The sequence below is a fragment of the Nostoc sp. DSM 114161 genome, from assembly GCF_052692665.1.
The window spans coordinates 8,030,907-8,049,789 of record NZ_CP195141.1; the positions used below are offsets into that span (position 1 = coordinate 8,030,907).

The following is an 18,883-nucleotide window of genomic DNA, read 5'->3' on the forward strand; positions in this document are numbered from 1 at the left end:
GCAAATTTTGGATTTCAAATCGCTAAATCAAGCTTCAACAAGATACCAACAAGCAATGCCAAAGATACTCCTGAATTTCTGTGACTGATTGAAAACACCTTTGCACCCTAGATATTCAAAAGAACAACCCATACCAGTTTCTCTCAAAAAGTGGTGTGATGTCTTCTCTTTAAGACACTCTTGCTAGCTTGCTTCGACCTAAAACTACGGCAAGCTACTTTTCTACGAGACGCTACGCGAACGTGTCTACCACACATGCTGCAAATAATCATCCAAAAACTGTTTCAGGCGATCGCTAGTAGTAATTACCCCATAGCATTTTTTGGAAAAAAAACATAGTATTACTGGTTTATTATTTTGTAATTTTAATACTGTCAATTGGATCGAAATTAATTGCCCAACTCTAGCCTTAAGGAGAATCCAAGCACAAAAAAACGACCCTTAGAATTTTAGAGAATTTATACTTAAGTCTTACCTGATATTCTAAAGTTAATAAAAAGACACATATTTTTTTGTAGAAAATGCAAAATGCCAACCAAGCCCGAACTATCTATACAAAAGATAGCTGGATTGCGGGAACCGATCGCAAACTTTGAAATTCTTCATAAACATAGGCTCTATGTTACCATCTGGATGGTTTTAGACGGATCGTAACTGGCTTTCTTTGTATAAACGCCAACGGCCGTAGCGTCTCTTAATTTGGTGGTTGAGGAGAGAATAATAGTGCAAAATAGCATGTCACTGGCAGAACCGAATCCATATACACAGCGCAACCAACCACGACCAATCCGCATAGGCGTGATTGGAGTGGGTAACATGGGACAACACCACGCTCGCGTCTTGAGTTCAATGAAAGACGTTGAATTAGTCGGTGTAGCAGATATTAACGTCGAACGAGGGTTAGAAACTGCCAGCAAGTACAAAGTGCGTTTTTTTGAAGACTACTGTGACTTGCTACCCTTGGTGGAAGCAGTTTGTATTGCTGTTCCCACCCGCCTGCATTATGCCGTGGGTATTAGCTGTCTGTTAGCCGGAATTCATGTTTTGATTGAAAAACCGATCGCAGCCAGTATTTCTGAGGCAGAATCCCTTGTAAATGCCGCAGCTGAGTCTCAATGTATCCTCCAAGTAGGTCATATTGAGCGTTTCAATCCAGCATTTAGGGAACTTAGCCAAGTCCTGAAAACGGAAGAATTACTGGCATTGGAAGCACACCGCATGAGTCCTTACTCAGACCGAGCAAACGATGTTTCAGTTGTCCTGGATTTAATGATCCATGACATCGACCTACTTCTAGAATTAGCAGCTTCCCCAGTGACCAAATTGACCGCTAGCGGTACTCGTGCCCTAGACTCAGGTTATTTAGATTATGTAACTGCCACCTTGGGCTTTGCTAACGGTATAGTCGCCACCCTGACTGCCAGTAAAGTCACTCACCGCAAAATTCGCCGAATTGTTGCCCACTGCAAAAACTCATTCACTGAGGCAGATTTTCTCAAGAATGAAATTTTGATTCATCGACAAACAAATGCTAACTCTCTTACCGACCATCGACAAGTACTTTACAGGCAAGATGGCGTGATTGAAAAAGTCTATACCAGCAATATTCAACCGCTAAGTGCAGAATTAGAACATTTTGTCAACTGCGTACATGGTGGCAATCAACCCTCAGTAGGTGGCGAACAAGCTCTCAAAGCTCTGAGATTAGCCAGTTTAATTGAGCAGATGGCATTAGAAGAGAGAGTTTGGAATCCCCTAGACTGGCAATCGGAACCAAGAGTACAATCATTGACCCCGACAGTCTAGAAGAAAAGGGGCAGAGGGGCAGAGGAGAGCCAGTGCGCCCTTGCGGTGCCGACTTGTACCGCTAAAGCGGAACCCGCTCTTTTGCAAGTGGCGTGCAGAGGAGCAGAAGGGTAGAGGGGCTGGATAATAACTATTACCTTCTCTCAGCACTCATCACTCTTAACTCCTCACTCCTCAGTCAGGATTGGCTAAAAGTCCCGCCTTTGCTAACGTACTCAGCACTCTTAAAGCCTAATGTCCAATGACCCAGAACTCTAGAGTGTTTTTTTCCAATTTGTCATCAAGTCTTTAGATCCTCCTTAGTCATTTAAAAAAGCGGGCTAAGGGGGATCTAATTATTTAGAAAACAACCTCAATTGGAAAATAGGGAGTGGGGAGATGGAAAAATGAGGAGAAAAATGCCCTATACCCAATGCCCTATCCAAATAAAAAACTAGTACAGTAATTTTTAGGGATTGACTCGATGCTTGAATGGATAACTAACACTATCAACTCTTTGGGATATTGGGGAATCGCCTTACTGATGTTCTTAGAGAACCTCTTTCCCCCCATTCCTTCAGAATTGATTATGCCATTGGCTGGATTTACAGCAAGTCCATATCAACCAGGAGGAGCAAAACTCAATATCATTGGTGTGTTTTTTGCAGGACTTTTGGGTTCTGTATTGGGCGCACTTGTTTGGTACTATCCAGGTAAGTTTTTGGGCGAAAAACGCTTGAAAGCTTGGGCTGACAAATATGGTAAATGGTTGGCTATATCGAGCAAAGATATTACTAAGGCTAAAGGCTGGTTTGACCGACAAGGTAACAAAGCAGTATTCATTGGTCGCCTTGTACCAGGAATCCGCACTTTGATTTCTGTTCCCGCAGGGATCGGTAATATGCACTTGTTACCATTTCTGTTTTATAGCACTTTAGGTAGCGCAGCTTGGGTGGGTTTGCTAACATACTCAGGATATATATTAGGTAGTCAGTATGAACTTGTGGATGAATACCTTGCTCCTGTGTCCAAAATTGTGCTTGGGGGTTTGGTTTTAGCATTTATTTTCTGGGTATTGAAGCGTCAGCGAAGACGCACCAGAAGATAAACAGGGGCGCTTTTGGTTTGAAAGCAGTGAAAGCAGGGGTTACATCTGGCCAAAATTCGCCTACACTATGCCAAATAATACTAGATGTGCAATTGCCAGAATTAATTTTTGGCGTATTTCTAGCTACACTTGACGCAACCTAGAATTTCTGGTTGCCCGCATTTTTGTAAGATGAGCATGACAACTTTTTACATTTAAGTTAGAACTAGGAGCTTTCATGACAGACCAACCTTCCGCCGCCACCCCCATTAATGCCGCTGCTATACCTATGAATAGGCAGCCGTTAGCATCGACAACTCCCATTAATACTGGAAATAATCCTGCCAAAACAGCCGGTGGTTCTGGGAAAACGATTCTCAGCGTTGATTTAGGCAGAACTTCCACAAAGACTTGTGTGAGTCGCGAACCCGGTAGTGTAGTGTTCGTACCTGCCAACGTCAAGCAGATGTCTATAGAACAAGTACGCGGTGGTGTTTTTGAAGCCCGCGCTACTGACCCCTTAATGGATTTGTGGCTGGAATATCAAGGCAATGGATATGCTGTAGGTCAACTGGCAGCAGATTTTGGAGCGAATTTAGGAGTAGGACAATCTAAGGTAGAGGCTGCACTGATTAAGGTGTTAGCTTGTGCTGGCTACTTCAAACTTAGAGACGAGATTTCAGTTGTGCTGGGTCTACCTTTTCTTTCTTTAGAGCAATTTGAAAAGGAAAAAGCGCAGTTAATCAGCCAAGTAGGTGGCCCTCATGTGTTAAACTTCCGAGGTGAATCTGTTTCGCTGAACGTCAATAAGGTTTGGGTGATGCCAGAAGGCTATGGTAGCTTGTTATGGTGTGAAGCTCAACCGAAGAAAAGCCCCGGTAGCCCTGATTTTACAAAAATATCGGTGGCGATCGTTGATATCGGACATCAAACTGTCGATCTGTTGATGGTAGATAACTTCCGCTTTGCCAGAGGTGCTTCTAAGAGCGAAGACTTTGGGATGAATAAGTTTTATGAACTGGTAGCTGCGGAAATTGAGGGAGCAGATAGTCAATCTCTGGCACTTATTTCAGCTGTTAACAAACCCAAAGGCGAACGCTTTTACCGTCCCAAAGGTGCTAGCAAGCCTACCAACCTAGACGATTTTCTGCCGAATCTCATTGAAATGTTTTCACGGGAAATTTGCAGCCGCGTGCTAGCCTGGTTGCCAGAACGTGTTACCGATGTGATTCTTACTGGCGGTGGCGGTGAGTTTTTCTGGGAAGACGTTCAACGTCTGCTCAAGGAAGCAAAGATTAATGCTCATTTATCTGCACCTTCTCGGCAGGCGAATGCTTTAGGGCAGTATATTTATGGAGAGGCGCAATTGTCCGCCGTTCGCGCTGCTAGGGCTTAAAACTAATGTTCCAATGGTCAAAAAAGGTAGTTAAATCCGTCACGTTCAACCCAGGGCTTGCTGATGAAAGCTTGCTGGCACAAGTGGAAAGTTATTTGGAGAAGCAACCCGAAAAAACTTTCAGTGACCTATGCAAAGAAGCCCTGTGGCAATCCTTATGCGTACCGGAATCTGTACGACCTGCTCCAAAAACAGCAGCCACAATACCGATTGAACAACAGCCGATTGAACAACAACTCGGTGAGCTGCAACGTCAAGTAGCTGGCCTTGAGGAACGTTTTTTTGCCAAGGGATCTAATCGTTTGGAGGCGTTGGAACACCATCTGCTGCAACTTTCTCAACAAGTTGCACAACTGGCACTCATAGTCAATGAGCGATCGCTTATTCAGTCTCCAAGTCAAGTAGAAGTAGTAAATAATACTCCTTATACTGTTCCTGCCCCTCCTCAAGAGGTTGACCCTGTAATCAGTCGCCTTAGTCAGTTTCTCGATGATTTTTAAGAAAAAATCAAGTTTTTGAGCAGTTTTTTGCTCCTGTCATCAATCCTTAATAGTGTTTACTATTAAGGATTATTAATATTTATTGATATTTTTTAGAAATAGAATTTCTGGCGGGAAGCGCCTTTGCAACTACTTAAGTATGGTAAAAAAGCGATCGCGCATACATTTTTAGTGTGCGATCGGTATTTTAGCTGAAATAGCAAGAAGCCTCTAGTTTAACCAAAGCAAGGCGCTGAGATGAATTGTGCGTGAGTTGACGAAAGTCCTTTCACCAATAGACCTCTTGCAATCAATTGCTTTTTGCACTCTTGTGAGAAAAGGGACTCATCTTTATTGGGAAAAGGGAAAATAACAAACCTTTTCCCCTTCACCTTTTCCGGACTTCTGCAAGAAGTTTAATGTGCAATAGTAGATAGCTCAGAACAGGCTAGAGAGTGACTTAAGGAATATAAAAAGCAGAAAAAATATTACTCAGGTATGAAAAAACCCATACCTTTAAAAACTACTATCAACAGTAACTGTATTAAGTCATGATTATTAAGTTGAAAATGACTGAGTAGACAATTGGCGATCGCCTGTTGAAATTCAGTCATACAGCGGGCTTAGTATTTTTGGGAGATATTTAGTAGGTAATATAAAAATGTTTTCGCCTCTGTTGATGAGTACTTGCGATCCAAAAGCAGAAGCAGCAGCAGGAGATGCACGCGCAGCTTATAGGCTACATCAGGGACTACTTAAGTTAGGAATTAGTTCTCGGATGTTAGTCCAAGATAAGGAAATTGACGATCCAACTGTAATCGGTTATCCCAACAAATTAGGGCCAATAATATCGAAAGTTCGTCCTTCTTTGGATGCTTTACCACTAAAAGTTTATGGCCATAGCAAACGTAATCCTATATATATACGCTTACAGTGGCTTCCCAATAACATTACCTCACAGGTCGCTAAACTCAATCCAGATATTATTAATCTGTTTTGGATATGTGACGGATTTGTACCAATTGAAGCTATAGCAAAGTTTAATAAGCCTATTGTTTGGACATTCCAAGATATGTGGACATTTACTGGAGGATGCTGCTATAGCAAAGGGTGCGATCGCTATACAAAATCCTGTGGCAATTGTCCTATACTCGGTAGTAACCAAGCTTCTGATTTATCGAGTTGGGTTTGGAGGCGCAAAGCTAAAGCATGGCAAAATCTGAACCTGACCATTGTCACCTGTAGTAACTGGCTTGCGGAATGTACTAAGTCAAGTTCACTACTTCAAAATCAACAAATTAAAGTTATTCCCAACGGTTTAGATGTTGACATATATAAACCAATTGAGCGTCAAACAGCAAGAAACTTACTTAATTTACCGCAAAATAAGCAATTGGTTTTATTCGGAGCGATCGACGCAACTAGTAACAAAAGAAAGGGCTTTCATCTACTAGAAGCAGCATTGCAAAAGTTAAGCAATACTGAGTGGAAATACAAGATAGAACTCATTGTTTTTGGTGCATCTCAACCAAAAAATCCAGTTGATTTTGGTTTTAAGGTATATTATCAGGGCAAAATCTCTGATGAAAATAAACTAGTAATTCTTTATTCAGCAGCAGATGTAATGATTGTGCCATCAATTGAAGAAGCTTTTGGGCAAACGGCTTCTGAATCTCTAGCTTGTGGTACACCTGTAGTTTCTTTTGATTCGACAGGCTTAAAAGATGTTGTCGATCACCAAAAAAATGGTTATCGAGCTAAGCGTTTTAGTAATGATGATTTAGCCAATGGCATTATTTGGGCACTTGAAAACAAACAGCGACATGAAAAACTTTGCGAACAGGCTCGTGAGAAAGCCGAACAAGTATTTAGTTTAGAAGTAGTTACACATTCTTACTTGTCTGTGTATGAAGAAGCACGCACGGAATTTAATAGGGATCGTGCAATTTAACAGCATAATAACTTAGATGTTAATACTATATTCTTTTTTTACTTTATACACTGTATAAATGCTAGAATCCTCAGGTAGACAGTTAGGATACCTAGATGGCAGTTGTAGCTAACTCAATCAAGTTTGGTACAGACGGCTGGCGAGGCGTAATTGCAGATGAGTTCACCTTTGAACGCCTAGCTCTAGTCGCGCCAGTCGCCGCAAAAGTACTATATAATACATATTATTCTACGGTAGGTAGCCGGACTATAATTGTCGGTTACGATCGCCGCTTTATGGCGGAAGACTTTGCTCGTGCTGCCGCCGATGCTGTCACCGCCATCGGATTTGATGTTTTACTCAGTGAAACCTACGCCCCAACCCCAGCTTTTAGTTGGGCAGCAAAACAACTGAATGCATTAGGGGCATTAGTAATAACAGCCAGTCATAATCCAGGCACATATTTAGGTTTAAAAGTCAAGGGTTATTTTGGTGGCTCGGTGTCGCCAGAAGTCACACAAGATATAGAAGCACTGTTACCCGAAGGAGTACCACCCGCACCTACTTCAGGCAAGCAAGAGAAGTTCGATCCCTGGCCGAGTTACACCCAAGCACTCGAACGTAAAGTTGATATTGCCAAGATTAGAGAAGCGATCGCCTCTGGTAAACTGACGGTATTTGTCGATGTCATGCATGGCGCTGCGGCTGGCGGGTTGGCACAACTTCTAGGGGATAAAGTTAAAGAAATCAACAGCGAACGCGACCCTTTATTTGGTGGCGGTGCGCCAGAACCTTTGCCGAAATACCTTTCCAAGTTATTTGAAGTTATCAAAACTCACCGAGAAACCAATAAATCGAGTTTATCTGTAGGATTGGTATTTGATGGAGACTGCGATCGCATCGCCGCTGTAGACGGGGAAGCCAACTTCTTGAGTTCGCAAGTGTTGATTCCAATACTAATCGACCACTTAACCCTACGGCGCAGCTTTACGGGTGAAATAGTCAAAACTGTCAGCGGTTCTGACTTGATGCCCCTTGTGGCAGCACTACATAAACTGTCAGTATTTGAAACACCAGTCGGTTATAAATACATCGCTGACAGAATGCTAGCCGCAGAAGTTTTACTAGGCGGTGAAGAGTCGGGAGGAATTGGCTATGGTAGCCATATTCCCGAACGCGATGCGCTGCTATCGGCATTGTATGTCCTAGAAGCGATCGTCGAATCTGGTTTAGATTTAGGTGAGTATTATCGCCATTTGCAGCAACAAACAGGATTTACCTCAGCATACGATCGCATTGACTTACCCTTAGCCAGTATGGAAGTGCGATCGCGTCTTTTGCAACAACTGCAAACCGAACCTTTAAAAGAAATTGCCGGGAAAGCAGTAATTGATTGTCAAACAATCGACGGCTACAAGTACCGTCTCGCAGATAAAAGCTGGTTAATGATTCGTTTTAGCGGCACTGAACCAGTTTTACGCCTTTATTGCGAAGCCCCAACACTAGAGCAAGTACATCAAACTCTTGCTTGGGCGAAACAGTGGGCAGAGTAGAATTAGTTATTAGTTATTTGTCCTTCGTCATTTGTCCTTGGTAAATGACCAATGACCAATGACTAATGACTAATGACCAATAAATGACTAATGACTAAATTACTTGTAGTAGCCACAGGAAATCCAGGTAAATTGCGGGAAATGCAAGCTTACCTGGCAAATTCTGGTTGGGAATTAATCCTCAAACCTGAAGAATTAGAAATTGAAGAAACAGGCGAAACCTTTGCCGCTAATGCCTGTTTGAAGGCATCACAAATCGCCAAAGCCACAGGAAACTGGGCGATAGCAGATGATTCTGGTTTAGAAGTAGACGCATTAAATGGCGCACCAGGTGTGTATTCAGCACGCTACGCCAAAACAGACTCAGAACGCATTGCTAAGTTACTCAAAGAATTAGGTAACGAAGTAAATCGCCAAGCTCAATTTGTGTGTGTAGTGGCGATCGCTAGTCCCGATGGTGCGATCGCATTACAATCTGAAGGTATTTGTCGCGGTGAAATTCTTCATGCACCTCGTGGTGATGGTGGATTTGGCTATGACCCAATTTTTTACGTACCAGAGAAGCAATTGACCTTTGCCGAAATGACACGAGAGTTAAAAGGGTCAATTAGCCATCGAGGTAAGGCTTTTACAGCTTTACTTCCACAACTGGAGAGAATTAAAAGTTAGGAGTTAGGAGTTTGGAATTAAAAGTTAAGAGTTAATGTTTAGGAATAATGAATCAGGATTTAGCATAACTCCTAACTCTTGACTCCTAACTCTTGTACAGACGCGATTAATCGCGTCTCTACTCATAACTTTTTTAAACTGCTTCCGTGTTCTTTTCGCCGGTACGAATCCGAATCACCTGTTCAACAGGCGAGATGAAAATTTTACCATCGCCAATTTCACCAGTGCGGGCAGCGGTGATAATTTTATCTACCACCATATCAACTTGATTATCCTCAACTACAATTTCCACTTTGAGTTTTTGGAGAAACTCAACAGTGTACTCGGAACCGCGATATCTTTCAGTTTGACCTTTCTGGCGTCCGAACCCCCGGACTTCAGAAACCGTCATCCCAACAATCCCAGCGTTAACCAAGGCAATTTTTACTTCATCAAGCTTAAATGGGCGGATAATAGCTTCTACTTTTTTCATTTCTTTGACTTGTAACTTGTACTAGCTTCGTTTATCTATCTAACCAGATCTGTTGTCTGAAACTGTAACTAGTAGCGCCTTTGCTAAAACATATGTAATAATTGCCACTTTTTTCAAATTGTAGATGTCTGGTGTGAGTGCTTTTGAAGCCAGAAACAGCCTCAATTAAGTAATTAGAAAATCCATGAACTTGTGACGTAAGCAAGTTGCTGTCAAATTAGCATTCTTTTTATGTGGTATTTGTGACCTGAAAATAGATAAATTCTGCTATTGAGTAGATCCGCTGAGATGTTTAAAACAGCGATAAAAGAGAAATTTGAGAATACTTATGAAGGTTGCTGCTGACTGTGGGAGTGTCAACTAACGTTTTTGATGTTCAAACAAGGGACGTACAATTAAATATCCAGCAGTAAAGGCAGTAAGCATAATTAACAAGATGGTAATAATTAACCACCAGCCGTTAAGTTCCTTAGCATCTGGCTGGGCAGTAGAATAATAACTGACTTCTTGTTCTTCTATAAAAACTGGTTCTGGTGTGGGGAAATTGATTTCCATCACACGTGGAGAAAACTCCTGGCGGCTTTTTTGAGATGGACGGGGACGAGAAACCTGTTGAGGTAGAGGCGCTTGTGTTACTTGCTGCTTGCGGGCAGTTTTAACATTGCCAGAAGATTGGGAAGCTTGGTGTTCGCGGAACATTCCATAGGAATCTACAAAATTTTGCAAGTGTGAAAAAGACTCAACAACTTTGGCGATTTCTTGCCGTAGTAGTTGGTTTTCTTGTGTTAATTGCTGGTTTTTCGTCGTCAGTGCATCTAGCTTTGCTTGGGTTGCTTGCAACTCCATTGATAATTCCCGGTATACAGATAGCGGTACAGAGGGAGGATACGGTTGACTAGTCCGTGTTGAAGAATTCCTGTGAACAGAACCTGTGGTTGTTCGCATTGGGCTTGGTATTAAAAATAAAAGTGATTAGATCGTACAGAGATGCTAACAAACAAAGTTAGCCCTGAAACTATGCCCAAGAATAATAGAAAAATGCCTAGACCGCAAAGATTTTTTATTGGGCATGGGGCATGGGGCATTGGGCACTGGGGGCTGGGGATTAGGCACTGGGTATTGGGTATTAGATATTAGTGACTGAATATTGGGAAATAAGTATTGGGTATTAGGTATTGGATATTAGCGACTGGGTATTGAGTATTGAATATTAAGAAAACAGTCCCCAGTCCCCAGCCCCTAGTTCCCAGTTTCCAACAATGGAAAGAAGTGTCCCACAGGGCCTTGCCCTTCGCCAATATCTAAGGCGTAAGTCAGCGCAGTAGTTACATATTCTTTTGCTTGTTGAACTGCTGTCCACAAGTTTTTTCCCTTTGCTAAATTAGCAGCGATCGCAGCCGATAGCGTACAACCAGTACCGTGGGTATTTGTTGTTTCTACTTGCTTTGCGGTCAAAACTTCCAATTTTTCCCCATCAAACCAAATATCAACGCCACGCAAATTTCCTTGCATACCTCCACCCTTAACTAGAACGGCCTTTGTCCCTAAATTTTTGTGAATCATTTCAGCAGCAGCTTGCATATCTTCTATGGAATAAATTTCTAAACCGCTTAAAATCTGGGCTTCGTAGCGATTGGGTGTGATGATAGCAGCCTTAGGAATCAGGGTATTACACAGAGTCTTCACAGCATCATCATCAATCAATTGTGCCCCGGTACGTGACACCATTACCGGATCGACTACCAGATTCTGGATTTGTAAAGTTTCTACCTGCTGGGCAACAGCAAAGATAATTTCTTGATTCAGCAACATTCCTGTTTTAGCAGCTTGTACGCCAATATCTTCGACCACTGCCTGAATTTGGGCTACAACGGCTTCTGACGGCATGGCATCAACCCTGTTCACCCCAAGAGTATTTTGTGCTGTGACGCAGGTTATAGCGCTAGTACCGTGGACACAATGAAAAGCAAAGGTACGTAAATCAGCTTGAATTCCTGCGCCGCCACCGCTATCTGAACCGGCAATGGTTAAAGCAACAGGTACTCTGGAGTTTTTTTGGGGGTTCATAGATGAAGATTGTTATAAGATTTGCCAGGTAGGTTAGGACATCAACCGAGCATCAAACGCGGATATCAAAGGATTTTCAAGCTTATTGCCTGTTGCCTGCTATAGTTGCTTGGCGATCGCTTCCAATTGATTTTAGCCTCCGGTGTGACTCGACCATAAATAATCCCTTGCGAACCAAGCGATTAAATTGCAAGGAACTTTATCAAATCCTTGTATAAAGACTTGTTTATTCACAAATCAAGCTACAAATTAACAGAACTCACCACCAAGTTTCCATATTTTTCTGGCTTTTGTTGTAAAAAATCTAACTAAAATCTGAGTATTTACTGATATCAATCACTGTTTGTGAAGGTTAGTCTAAATTGAGTTAACAAAATTCGCTTACACGGATTAAGACAGGTTTGACTAAGTTGTTACATTAGTTGCTTTAACTTAAAGGGTCAACCTACTAAAGTTTGAAATAATTCAGCTTTGACCACTGTAACTTTAAGTCCCCAGTTATCAGCCAGGGGTGCGCTTACCCATACCAATTTGGCAACTTCTGACCTCAGACAACGGATAAAGTTCGCAGAAAAAATTAGATACCAAATACGATCGCCGTATCAACTTATAGTACCAGCGATGGCGTTGGAAATTGGATTTGATTCTACTCCAAGGCGATCGCCCAGACGAACGCACTAATCGTCCGATTTTCCTCAACAACAGCCTGACGATTGACAGTATTTACATCCTTGGCTCAACCATTAGCGGTTGACAGGAGAAAAAATTTCCAGTTTGACAACAGCGTTTTTACACCGATGCAATTTGAAGTTGCCATCGGACAACTCTCGCTGTTGCAAAAAGTCTAAACACAGACCATCCATTCAGATAACTGCATAGCAATGAACTGAGTTGCTAAGAGTCTAATACTAATTCGCTTACATATTCTCGGAGTAAAACTATGGCTGGCAAAATATACTATGTTTCTGGAACAGGTAACGATAGTAATGATGGTTTAAAAGAAGGGAGCGCGTTTCGTACTCTACAAAAAGCCGCAGACCTAGTAAAAGCAGGCGATACGGTATACGTTATGAACGGTACCTACGAACAGAGTAAATACCCTAAAAACGCAGTTCTGAATATTAATCAAAAACACGGTACTCAAGACGCACCAATTACATTCAAAGCCTTACCAGGTCATAACCCTCTCATCAAATCAACTAATTTCCAAGCCGTGAACATTGTAGGTTCATCCTACATCGTTATCGAGGGTCTGACGATGGTTGGTGCCAACGACCAAATTACATTAGAGTATGCAAAGTCTCAACAAAGTAATTTAGGGAATCCACTAACAAATGGAGCCGGAATTTATATTCGGCCAGATAGTGCAAACAACAGTTCTCATCACATTACAATTCGCGGTAACACTGTTACTAAATTTCCAGGCGGTGGGATTACAAGTAAAGAAGCTGACTATATCATCATTGAAAACAATACTGTTTCTGAAACATGCTGGTATAGCCCTTGGGGAGCAAATGCTATCACCACTCTTGGTAATCGCAATCTAGACGACAATACCACTGACTACAAAATTATTATTCGCAATAATGTAAGTTTCAAAAACTATACTTACATTCCTTGGTGGGAAAGTAGTACAGGAAAAGCCACAGAAGGACACGGCATTATGATCGATGCTGCTAACACTCTGGGCTTAGATAATCAGCCATACAAAGGGAAAATTTTAATTACCAACAACACTTCTTACAACAATGGTGGTGCTGGCATCCAGGTATACAAAAGTTCCAATGCCGATGTAATCAACAACACAACTTACCAGAATGCCCAACACCCCGACCTCCAAGGTGCTGGCGAGATTTTGATTAGTGGTTTATCAGAAAATGTGAATGTCGTAAATAACATTATGTATGCCAAGAATAATGGCAGTTCATATGTTGTAGGCGGCTCAACTAAAAATATTAAAGCTGACCGCAATTTGATTTACAACACTAATAATTACAACAAAACAGGAACTAATTATATTCTGGGTAAAGATCCTCAATTTGTGAATGCTGCGGCTCGTAATTTTACACTCAAACCTGGAAGTGCTGCCATCGATGCTGGTTCTAGTGCTTTCAATAATGTAACTGGCAGAACTCCTCAAGATGGTGATGGCAATGGCACCGCAGTGGTAGACATTGGTGCCCATGAAGCCCCAACCATTAAAATTTCCACACCAGAAATCCAAGTTCTCAACGGCACAGTTGACATTGCAGATGGGACTACGACTGCCATCAATTTTGGCGATGCCATCGTCGGTAATACTCTTACCAAAACCTTTACGATTAAGAACACTGGTACAGCTGCACTCAATCTGAGCAATCTCAAACTCCCCGATGGTTTTAGCTTAGTAGGAACTTTCCCGACAAGTGTCGCTGCTAATGCTTCCACCACCATAACTGTCGGACTCAACACCACTATACCTGGCACATACGGTGGCACTCTGATTATTACCAACAACGATAGTAACGAAGGCACTTTTGACTTTGGCATCAGTGGTACAGTCAAACCTGCTCCCACACCAGAAATCCAAGTTCTCAATGGCACAGTTGATATTGCAGATGGGACTACGACTGCCATCAACTTTGGCGATGTCATCGTCGGTAACACTCTTACCAAAACCTTTACGATTAAGAACACTGGTACAGCTGCACTCAATCTGAGCAATCTCAAACTCCCCGATGGCTTTAGCTTAGTAGGAACTCTCCCGACAAGTGTCGCTGCTAATGCTTCCACCACCATAACTGTTGGACTCAACACCACTACACCTGGCACCTATGGTGGCACTCTGATTCTCAGCAACAACGATAGTAACGAAAGTCCATTTGATTTTGCCATCAGTGGTACAGTTAAACCTGCTCCCACTCCAGAAATTCAAGTTCTCAACGGCACAGTTGACATTGCAGATGGAACTACAACTGCCATCAATTTTGGCGATGCCATCGTCGGTAATACTCTTACCAAAACCTTTACGATTAAGAACACTGGTACAGCTGCACTCAATCTGAGCAATCTCAAACTCCCCGATGGTTTTAGCTTAGTAGGAACTCTCCCGACAAGTGTCGCTGCTAATGCTTCCACCACCATAACTGTCGGACTCAACACCACTACACCTGGCACCTATGGTGGCACTCTGATTCTCAGCAACAACGATAGTAACGAAAGTCCATTTGATTTTGCCATCAGTGGTACAGTTAAACCTGCTCCCACTCCAGAAATTCAAGTTCTCAATGGCACAGTTGATATTGCAGATGGTAAGAGTACTATTGACTTTGGCAACACCACTATCGGTAACACCCTGACTGAAACCTTTACGATTCAGAACATCGGCACAGCTGCACTCAACTTAAGCAATCTTGAGCTTCCCGACGGTTTTAGTTTAGTGGGAACTCTCCCGACAAGTGTCGCTGCTAATGCTTCCACTACCATAAGCGTGGCACTCAACACTACTACACCCGGCACCTATAGTGGTAGTTTCAGTTTAAGCAACAACGATAGTAATGAAAGCCCATTTGACTTTGCCATTACCGGCATAGTTAAACCCGCTCCCACTCCGGAAATTCCAGTTCTCAATGGCACTAACGCTTCTGAGTTATTAAAAGGCAATGCTCCAGCCAACAAGATTTATGGCTTTGGAGGAGCAGACACAATAGTAGCTAATCCAGGCAATGACCAACTTTGGGGAGGTGATGGAAATGATACCCTTTGGGGAGGAGATGGTAATGACTTGCTCTACGGGGATAGTGGCAATGACTATCTGTGGGGTAATAATGACAACGATACTTTATTTGGTGGTATCGGTGATGACAAACTCAACGGCCGTGCAGGCGACGACTGGCTTTACGGTGGTAAAGGCAACGATGTGCTAACGGGGGATTATGGTGCCGATACTTTTGTATTAGCTTCAGGTGAAGGTACTGACTCGATTGTCGATTTTAAAGTAAGTACAGACAAGATTGCCCTTTCTGGTGGTCTCCAGTTTGGTCAATTGTTGATACAGCAACAAGGAACTCAAGCCTTCATTGTAGATAGTTCTGACAATCAAGTGTTGGCAAAGTTGGATAATGCCAGTGCAAGTATACTTTTGGCTCAGTCTTCTACGACTTTTATGACTATTTAAGTTCTGTTTTTTAATAACCAAGTTTCTTCAAAGCAGGTGTAGGGAAATAACTAGACTAAAAAGATTTAGTATTGAGTAACTAAATTCTTCGATCGAGTTTCCTACACCTGATTCCTATTAAGTGGTTGTGTTGTAAAAACTTAATATCTACTGCCATAAATAATTAGCTAGACTTGATAGAATTACTGATTGGTTTGCGATCGCTAACTTGCTAACGCTAAATGCAAATACTTTGCCCATTCCGCCGCTAAAGGTATTTCTGTAAAAGGAACGCGCACTGGGTCAGCCGATTCAGAAAATACAAATTCTAACTCTATAGAACGACCTTTATCTGGTGGATTTTCCACATCTACTGATTTGCCATCTACCAAAAGATATATTTCTTTGACATCAACTAAAGAAAATGTTTCTAGTTTAATCGGCCCTTGGGGTGTGGGTTTACCCCAAGTTATAGAGTTTCCTTTTTGACCTAATACCGAATAAATATCATACTTAGCCCGTTCAAATTGATCTGCCCAGATACGATAGGCTTCAACTTTTTGATACTCCCTTGAGCCTTGCCAAGCTAGCCAGAAAAATATTGCTAATAGAGGTAACCATAAAAGACCATGTTCCATCGTTTCAACAGTCCTCAATGAAGTGAAAGTAAACTAAAGTGCAAATTACACCAATAAGGGGCACAGATAAGTTATGGTAGGGAGAAAACTGGCAAAGAGCGGTGATGAGTTAATATGAGAAAGCTTATATTATTGTGCTTGTTTGTCATTGGGTTGGGAACTGCCGTATTTGGTTTCCTGAATTTCCAGGGACTGGCAGCTAAAGGTGATTTTGAGACGATTTTGCTTGATTTTCGTGAAGATATCCCATCAACTGTGGTGCAACAGAATTTACAAGCGATCGCCAAACAATACAACGTTACACCCCAATTAGACAACAAGTTTTCGGCGGACGATAATGTGTACATTATCAAGGGCGATCGGCAACGACTCCAAGAACTGAAAAAATCTCAGTTTGCCCAAGCTACAGAAATCATAGAGCCAAATTATATTTACAGAAAGATTCCACAACCAGGTGAAGCCGCTTGGCTGGGAGAATTTTTGCGGCCCGAAGAAAATGATGAGGTAAATCCCTCATTAACTGGCCCCAATGACCAATATTACAGCAAGCAGTGGAACTTGCACAAAATTGGCATCGAAGGTGCATGGAGTCAAACCAAAGGTAGCGGCGTCACCGTTGCAGTGATAGATACTGGGATTACCAAGGTGCGTGACTTGTACGAGACAAAATTCGTCAAAGGCTATGATTTTGTCAACGACAAAGAAAAAGCTGATGACGATAACGGTCATGGTACTCACGTTGCTGGAACCATTGCCCAAGCTACAAATAACAAATATGGCGTAGCTGGAATTGCTTATGAAGCCAGTTTGATGCCGTTGAAGGTACTGAGTGCCTATGGTGGGGGTACGGTAGCCGATATTGCCGAAGCGATTAAATTCGCTGCTGATAAAGGCGCAGATGTGATTAATATGAGCTTGGGCGGTGGCGGTGAAAGCAAGTTGATGAAAGAAGCGATCGAGTATGCCCATAGAAAAGGTGTAGTCATCATTGCCGCAGCTGGTAATGAAAGCGCCAACGGAGCAAGCTATCCAGCGCGTTATCCCCACGTCATTGGCGTTTCAGCGATTGGCCCAGACGGCGAAAAAGCACCGTATTCTAACTTTGGTGCAGGTGTCGATATCTCTGCTCCTGGTGGTAGTGAAGCTGGTAAGATTCTGCAAGAAACTATCAACGAAAAAGGCGAAGGCGTATTTCTTGGTTTCCAAGGTACAAGTATGGCTTCCCCCCACGTTGCTGGTGTTGCAGCATTAATCAAAGCTACTGGTATTAAAGAACCAGATGAAGTTTTAAAAGTCCTCAAACAGTCAGCACGAGTTATCCAAGATGATGGTTTGAACTATTATGGTGCCGGACAACTCAATGCAGAAGCAGCAGTCAAACTAGCTGTTGAAGGGCAAATCAGTTTCCAAGATTTCTTCCGTTGGTTACGGGATAATGGCTACCTGAATCCCGGCTTTTGGATTGACGGTGGTGCAGTAGCACTGTTACCCAAGATTTTAATGGTAATCGGTTCTTACCTACTAGCTTGGTTTTTACGGGTTTACTTCCCCTTCACTTGGAGTTGGTCTTTATCTGGCGGTTTAATTGCTGGCAGTTCTGGGTTGTTCTTCCTCAAGGGAATTTATATCTTTGACCTTCCCCAATGGCCTTTCCGGGTTTTAGGTAGTTCAATTCCGGAACTCGGCAATACCCTCCAAGGAACTGATGCATTGAATCCCCTGTTTGCTAGCGTATTGATTCCCATAGTATTAATGGCATTACTGTTAGGACATCCGAGTTGGAAATGGTTTGCCATCGGTTCAACACTAGGAGTAGCAGCCTGCTTGACAGTAAGTGCTATTTACGACCCAGCAGTTTGGGGATTTGGAAATGTTAACTTAGCACGTCTGTTCCTAATCGCCAACGCCATACTTTGTTATGGACTTGCTCGTTTAGCATTGCAAAACGAAGAAAAAGCAGCATAAATGGGTATGGAGCATTGGGCATTGGGCATGGGGTGAGCAGGAAGTGTGGAAGGATAGGGAAGAAATCTTTCCCCCACACTCCCTTATCTCCTCAGTCCCCAGTCCCCAGTCCCCTGTCCCTACTCCCCATTCAGTACTCAGCAGTATTTATGAGCATTACAGTTACAGGCACAATTCAACGTCGCGATATTGGCCCAGGCGCATGGGCGTTAGTTACACAAGAGGGTGTTACTTACGAAATCCTCAGAGGGGCTGATAAAGACTTACTCAAAGCCGGACAAAAAGCAAAAGTTAAAGGACAGGTGCGTGAAGATGTCATGACAGCTGCCATGATTGGACCTGTCCTGGAGGTTAAATCTTTTGAGGTAATTAATTCTGACTAGTTGTAGAATCGAGAACCTGTTGGAGACGGCTTCTAAATTCACCTTTGGGATGGCCTCCTTTTACCTCACCTACAATCTCAAATTCTCCTTCTGGAGAATTGCAAACAATGTAAGTAGGCCATCCCATTTCTGATTTATCAGGATACTGAGTCAATAAAATCTTGCGATACTTGCGGTAAGCAGATGTATCCTGCATTTTTACATCGATAAATTCTAAACCCAGTTCTTCAGCCACCTTTTTGTCATAAAAAGACATTTTGTGGCAGATGCCGCACTCTTCAGAAGAAAACTTAATTACAGCTAAACTCATCGGTTGGCAACTCT

17 protein-coding genes are annotated in these 18,883 nt (G+C 42.5%); 11 read left to right on the top strand and 6 right to left on the bottom strand.

The window, feature by feature from the left end; all coding sequences use genetic code 11:
• Positions 1–528 precede the first annotated feature (528 nt).
• The 5 genes from NSTC745_RS33645 (at position 529) to NSTC745_RS33665 (ending at position 4,768) form a co-directional block, all read left to right on the top strand.
• Complete coding sequence (locus NSTC745_RS33645; RefSeq protein WP_445634898.1) at positions 529–654, top strand: hypothetical protein; 126 nt, start codon at positions 529–531, stop codon at positions 652–654.
• A gap of 69 nt (positions 655–723) precedes the next feature.
• On the top strand, positions 724–1,806 hold the full coding sequence (locus tag NSTC745_RS33650; protein WP_445634899.1) for a Gfo/Idh/MocA family oxidoreductase: 1,083 nt from the start codon (positions 724–726) through the stop codon (positions 1,804–1,806).
• A gap of 463 nt (positions 1,807–2,269) precedes the next feature.
• A complete protein-coding gene (locus tag NSTC745_RS33655) occupies positions 2,270–2,893 on the top strand; it encodes a DedA family protein (protein ID WP_445634900.1) in 624 nt (207 codons plus the stop codon).
• Positions 2,894–3,110: 217 nt separating this feature from the next.
• Complete coding sequence (locus NSTC745_RS33660) at positions 3,111–4,268, top strand: ParM/StbA family protein (protein WP_445634901.1); 1,158 nt, start codon at positions 3,111–3,113, stop codon at positions 4,266–4,268.
• Positions 4,269–4,273: 5 nt separating this feature from the next.
• Positions 4,274–4,768, top strand: coding sequence for a plasmid segregation centromere-binding protein ParR (locus tag NSTC745_RS33665; RefSeq protein ID WP_445634902.1), 495 nt, complete (start codon positions 4,274–4,276; stop codon positions 4,766–4,768).
• Between the two features lie 467 nt (positions 4,769–5,235).
• Here the strand turns inward: NSTC745_RS33665 and NSTC745_RS33670 are convergent, their stop codons facing one another.
• Positions 5,236–5,361, bottom strand: a complete 126-nt coding sequence (locus tag NSTC745_RS33670) for a hypothetical protein (protein WP_445634903.1) — start codon at positions 5,359–5,361, stop codon at positions 5,236–5,238.
• Positions 5,362–5,408: 47 nt separating this feature from the next.
• On the opposite strand from NSTC745_RS33670, the gene NSTC745_RS33675 reads away from it, so the two are divergent.
• The 3 genes from NSTC745_RS33675 (at position 5,409) to rdgB (ending at position 8,899) form a co-directional block, all read left to right on the top strand.
• Positions 5,409–6,698 (top strand): glycosyltransferase family 4 protein, encoded by a 1,290-nt coding sequence (locus NSTC745_RS33675; RefSeq protein ID WP_445634904.1) that lies wholly within the window; start codon positions 5,409–5,411, stop codon positions 6,696–6,698.
• A 95-nt stretch (positions 6,699–6,793) separates the two neighbouring features.
• Entirely contained in the window at positions 6,794–8,230 is a 1,437-nt protein-coding gene (locus NSTC745_RS33680) for a phosphoglucomutase/phosphomannomutase family protein (protein ID WP_445634905.1), read from the top strand.
• Between the two features lie 90 nt (positions 8,231–8,320).
• The gene (rdgB, locus tag NSTC745_RS33685; protein ID WP_445634906.1) at positions 8,321–8,899 is read left to right on the top strand and encodes an RdgB/HAM1 family non-canonical purine NTP pyrophosphatase; all 579 of its coding nucleotides are present in this window, start codon (positions 8,321–8,323) and stop codon (positions 8,897–8,899) included.
• A 133-nt stretch (positions 8,900–9,032) separates the two neighbouring features.
• Here the strand turns inward: rdgB and NSTC745_RS33690 are convergent, their stop codons facing one another.
• The 3 genes from NSTC745_RS33690 to thiD all read right to left on the bottom strand — a co-directional run bounded on the left by NSTC745_RS33690 (position 9,033) and on the right by thiD (position 11,438).
• Positions 9,033–9,371: a P-II family nitrogen regulator gene (locus NSTC745_RS33690; protein WP_096537615.1), complete on the bottom strand. Its 339-nt coding sequence runs from the start codon at positions 9,369–9,371 to the stop codon at positions 9,033–9,035.
• A gap of 360 nt (positions 9,372–9,731) precedes the next feature.
• Positions 9,732–10,316 (bottom strand): hypothetical protein, encoded by a 585-nt coding sequence (locus NSTC745_RS33695; RefSeq protein ID WP_445634907.1) that lies wholly within the window; start codon positions 10,314–10,316, stop codon positions 9,732–9,734.
• 294 nt (positions 10,317–10,610) lie between these two features.
• A complete protein-coding gene (gene thiD / locus NSTC745_RS33700; protein WP_445634908.1) occupies positions 10,611–11,438 on the bottom strand; it encodes a bifunctional hydroxymethylpyrimidine kinase/phosphomethylpyrimidine kinase in 828 nt (275 codons plus the stop codon).
• 940 nt (positions 11,439–12,378) lie between these two features.
• Between thiD and NSTC745_RS33705 the strand changes: the two genes are divergently transcribed.
• Positions 12,379–15,594, top strand: coding sequence for a choice-of-anchor D domain-containing protein (locus NSTC745_RS33705; protein ID WP_445634909.1), 3,216 nt, complete (start codon positions 12,379–12,381; stop codon positions 15,592–15,594).
• A 203-nt stretch (positions 15,595–15,797) separates the two neighbouring features.
• On the opposite strand, the gene NSTC745_RS33710 is transcribed toward NSTC745_RS33705, so the two are convergent.
• The gene (locus NSTC745_RS33710) at positions 15,798–16,211 is read right to left on the bottom strand and encodes a hypothetical protein (protein WP_445634910.1); all 414 of its coding nucleotides are present in this window, start codon (positions 16,209–16,211) and stop codon (positions 15,798–15,800) included.
• Positions 16,212–16,325: 114 nt separating this feature from the next.
• Between NSTC745_RS33710 and NSTC745_RS33715 the strand changes: the two genes are divergently transcribed.
• Together NSTC745_RS33715 and NSTC745_RS33720 are read left to right on the top strand one after the other, a co-directional pair.
• Positions 16,326–18,176, top strand: a complete 1,851-nt coding sequence (locus NSTC745_RS33715; protein ID WP_445634911.1) for a S8 family peptidase — start codon at positions 16,326–16,328, stop codon at positions 18,174–18,176.
• A 149-nt stretch (positions 18,177–18,325) separates the two neighbouring features.
• The gene (locus NSTC745_RS33720) at positions 18,326–18,559 is read left to right on the top strand and encodes a hypothetical protein (RefSeq protein ID WP_445634912.1); all 234 of its coding nucleotides are present in this window, start codon (positions 18,326–18,328) and stop codon (positions 18,557–18,559) included.
• Here NSTC745_RS33720 and NSTC745_RS33725 read toward each other — a convergent pair.
• The gene (locus NSTC745_RS33725) at positions 18,546–18,869 is read right to left on the bottom strand and encodes a thioredoxin family protein (protein ID WP_445634913.1); all 324 of its coding nucleotides are present in this window, start codon (positions 18,867–18,869) and stop codon (positions 18,546–18,548) included. The genes NSTC745_RS33720 and NSTC745_RS33725 overlap by 14 nt on opposite strands.
• Positions 18,870–18,883 lie beyond the last annotated feature (14 nt).

What these genes read in the sequence shown, in the direction of transcription:
- rdgB (WP_445634906.1), top strand. Translation starts at nt 8,321, where the DNA reads ATGACTAAATTACTTGTAGTAGCCACAGGAAATCCAGGTAAATTGCGG.
- NSTC745_RS33690 (WP_096537615.1), bottom strand. Translation starts at nt 9,371, where the DNA reads ATGAAAAAAGTAGAAGCTATTATCCGCCCATTTAAGCTTGATGAAGTA.
- NSTC745_RS33695 (WP_445634907.1), bottom strand. Translation starts at nt 10,316, where the DNA reads ATGCGAACAACCACAGGTTCTGTTCACAGGAATTCTTCAACACGGACT.
- thiD (WP_445634908.1), bottom strand. Translation starts at nt 11,438, where the DNA reads ATGAACCCCCAAAAAAACTCCAGAGTACCTGTTGCTTTAACCATTGCC.
- NSTC745_RS33645 (WP_445634898.1), top strand. Translation starts at nt 529, where the DNA reads ATGCCAACCAAGCCCGAACTATCTATACAAAAGATAGCTGGATTGCGG.
- NSTC745_RS33680 (WP_445634905.1), top strand. Translation starts at nt 6,794, where the DNA reads ATGGCAGTTGTAGCTAACTCAATCAAGTTTGGTACAGACGGCTGGCGA.
- NSTC745_RS33675 (WP_445634904.1), top strand. Translation starts at nt 5,409, where the DNA reads ATGTTTTCGCCTCTGTTGATGAGTACTTGCGATCCAAAAGCAGAAGCA.
- NSTC745_RS33705 (WP_445634909.1), top strand. Translation starts at nt 12,379, where the DNA reads ATGGCTGGCAAAATATACTATGTTTCTGGAACAGGTAACGATAGTAAT.
- NSTC745_RS33660 (WP_445634901.1), top strand. Translation starts at nt 3,111, where the DNA reads ATGACAGACCAACCTTCCGCCGCCACCCCCATTAATGCCGCTGCTATA.
- NSTC745_RS33715 (WP_445634911.1), top strand. Translation starts at nt 16,326, where the DNA reads ATGAGAAAGCTTATATTATTGTGCTTGTTTGTCATTGGGTTGGGAACT.
- NSTC745_RS33655 (WP_445634900.1), top strand. Translation starts at nt 2,270, where the DNA reads ATGCTTGAATGGATAACTAACACTATCAACTCTTTGGGATATTGGGGA.
- NSTC745_RS33725 (WP_445634913.1), bottom strand. Translation starts at nt 18,869, where the DNA reads ATGAGTTTAGCTGTAATTAAGTTTTCTTCTGAAGAGTGCGGCATCTGC.
- NSTC745_RS33665 (WP_445634902.1), top strand. Translation starts at nt 4,274, where the DNA reads ATGTTCCAATGGTCAAAAAAGGTAGTTAAATCCGTCACGTTCAACCCA.
- NSTC745_RS33710 (WP_445634910.1), bottom strand. Translation starts at nt 16,211, where the DNA reads ATGGAACATGGTCTTTTATGGTTACCTCTATTAGCAATATTTTTCTGG.
- NSTC745_RS33670 (WP_445634903.1), bottom strand. Translation starts at nt 5,361, where the DNA reads ATGACTGAATTTCAACAGGCGATCGCCAATTGTCTACTCAGTCATTTT.
- NSTC745_RS33720 (WP_445634912.1), top strand. Translation starts at nt 18,326, where the DNA reads ATGAGCATTACAGTTACAGGCACAATTCAACGTCGCGATATTGGCCCA.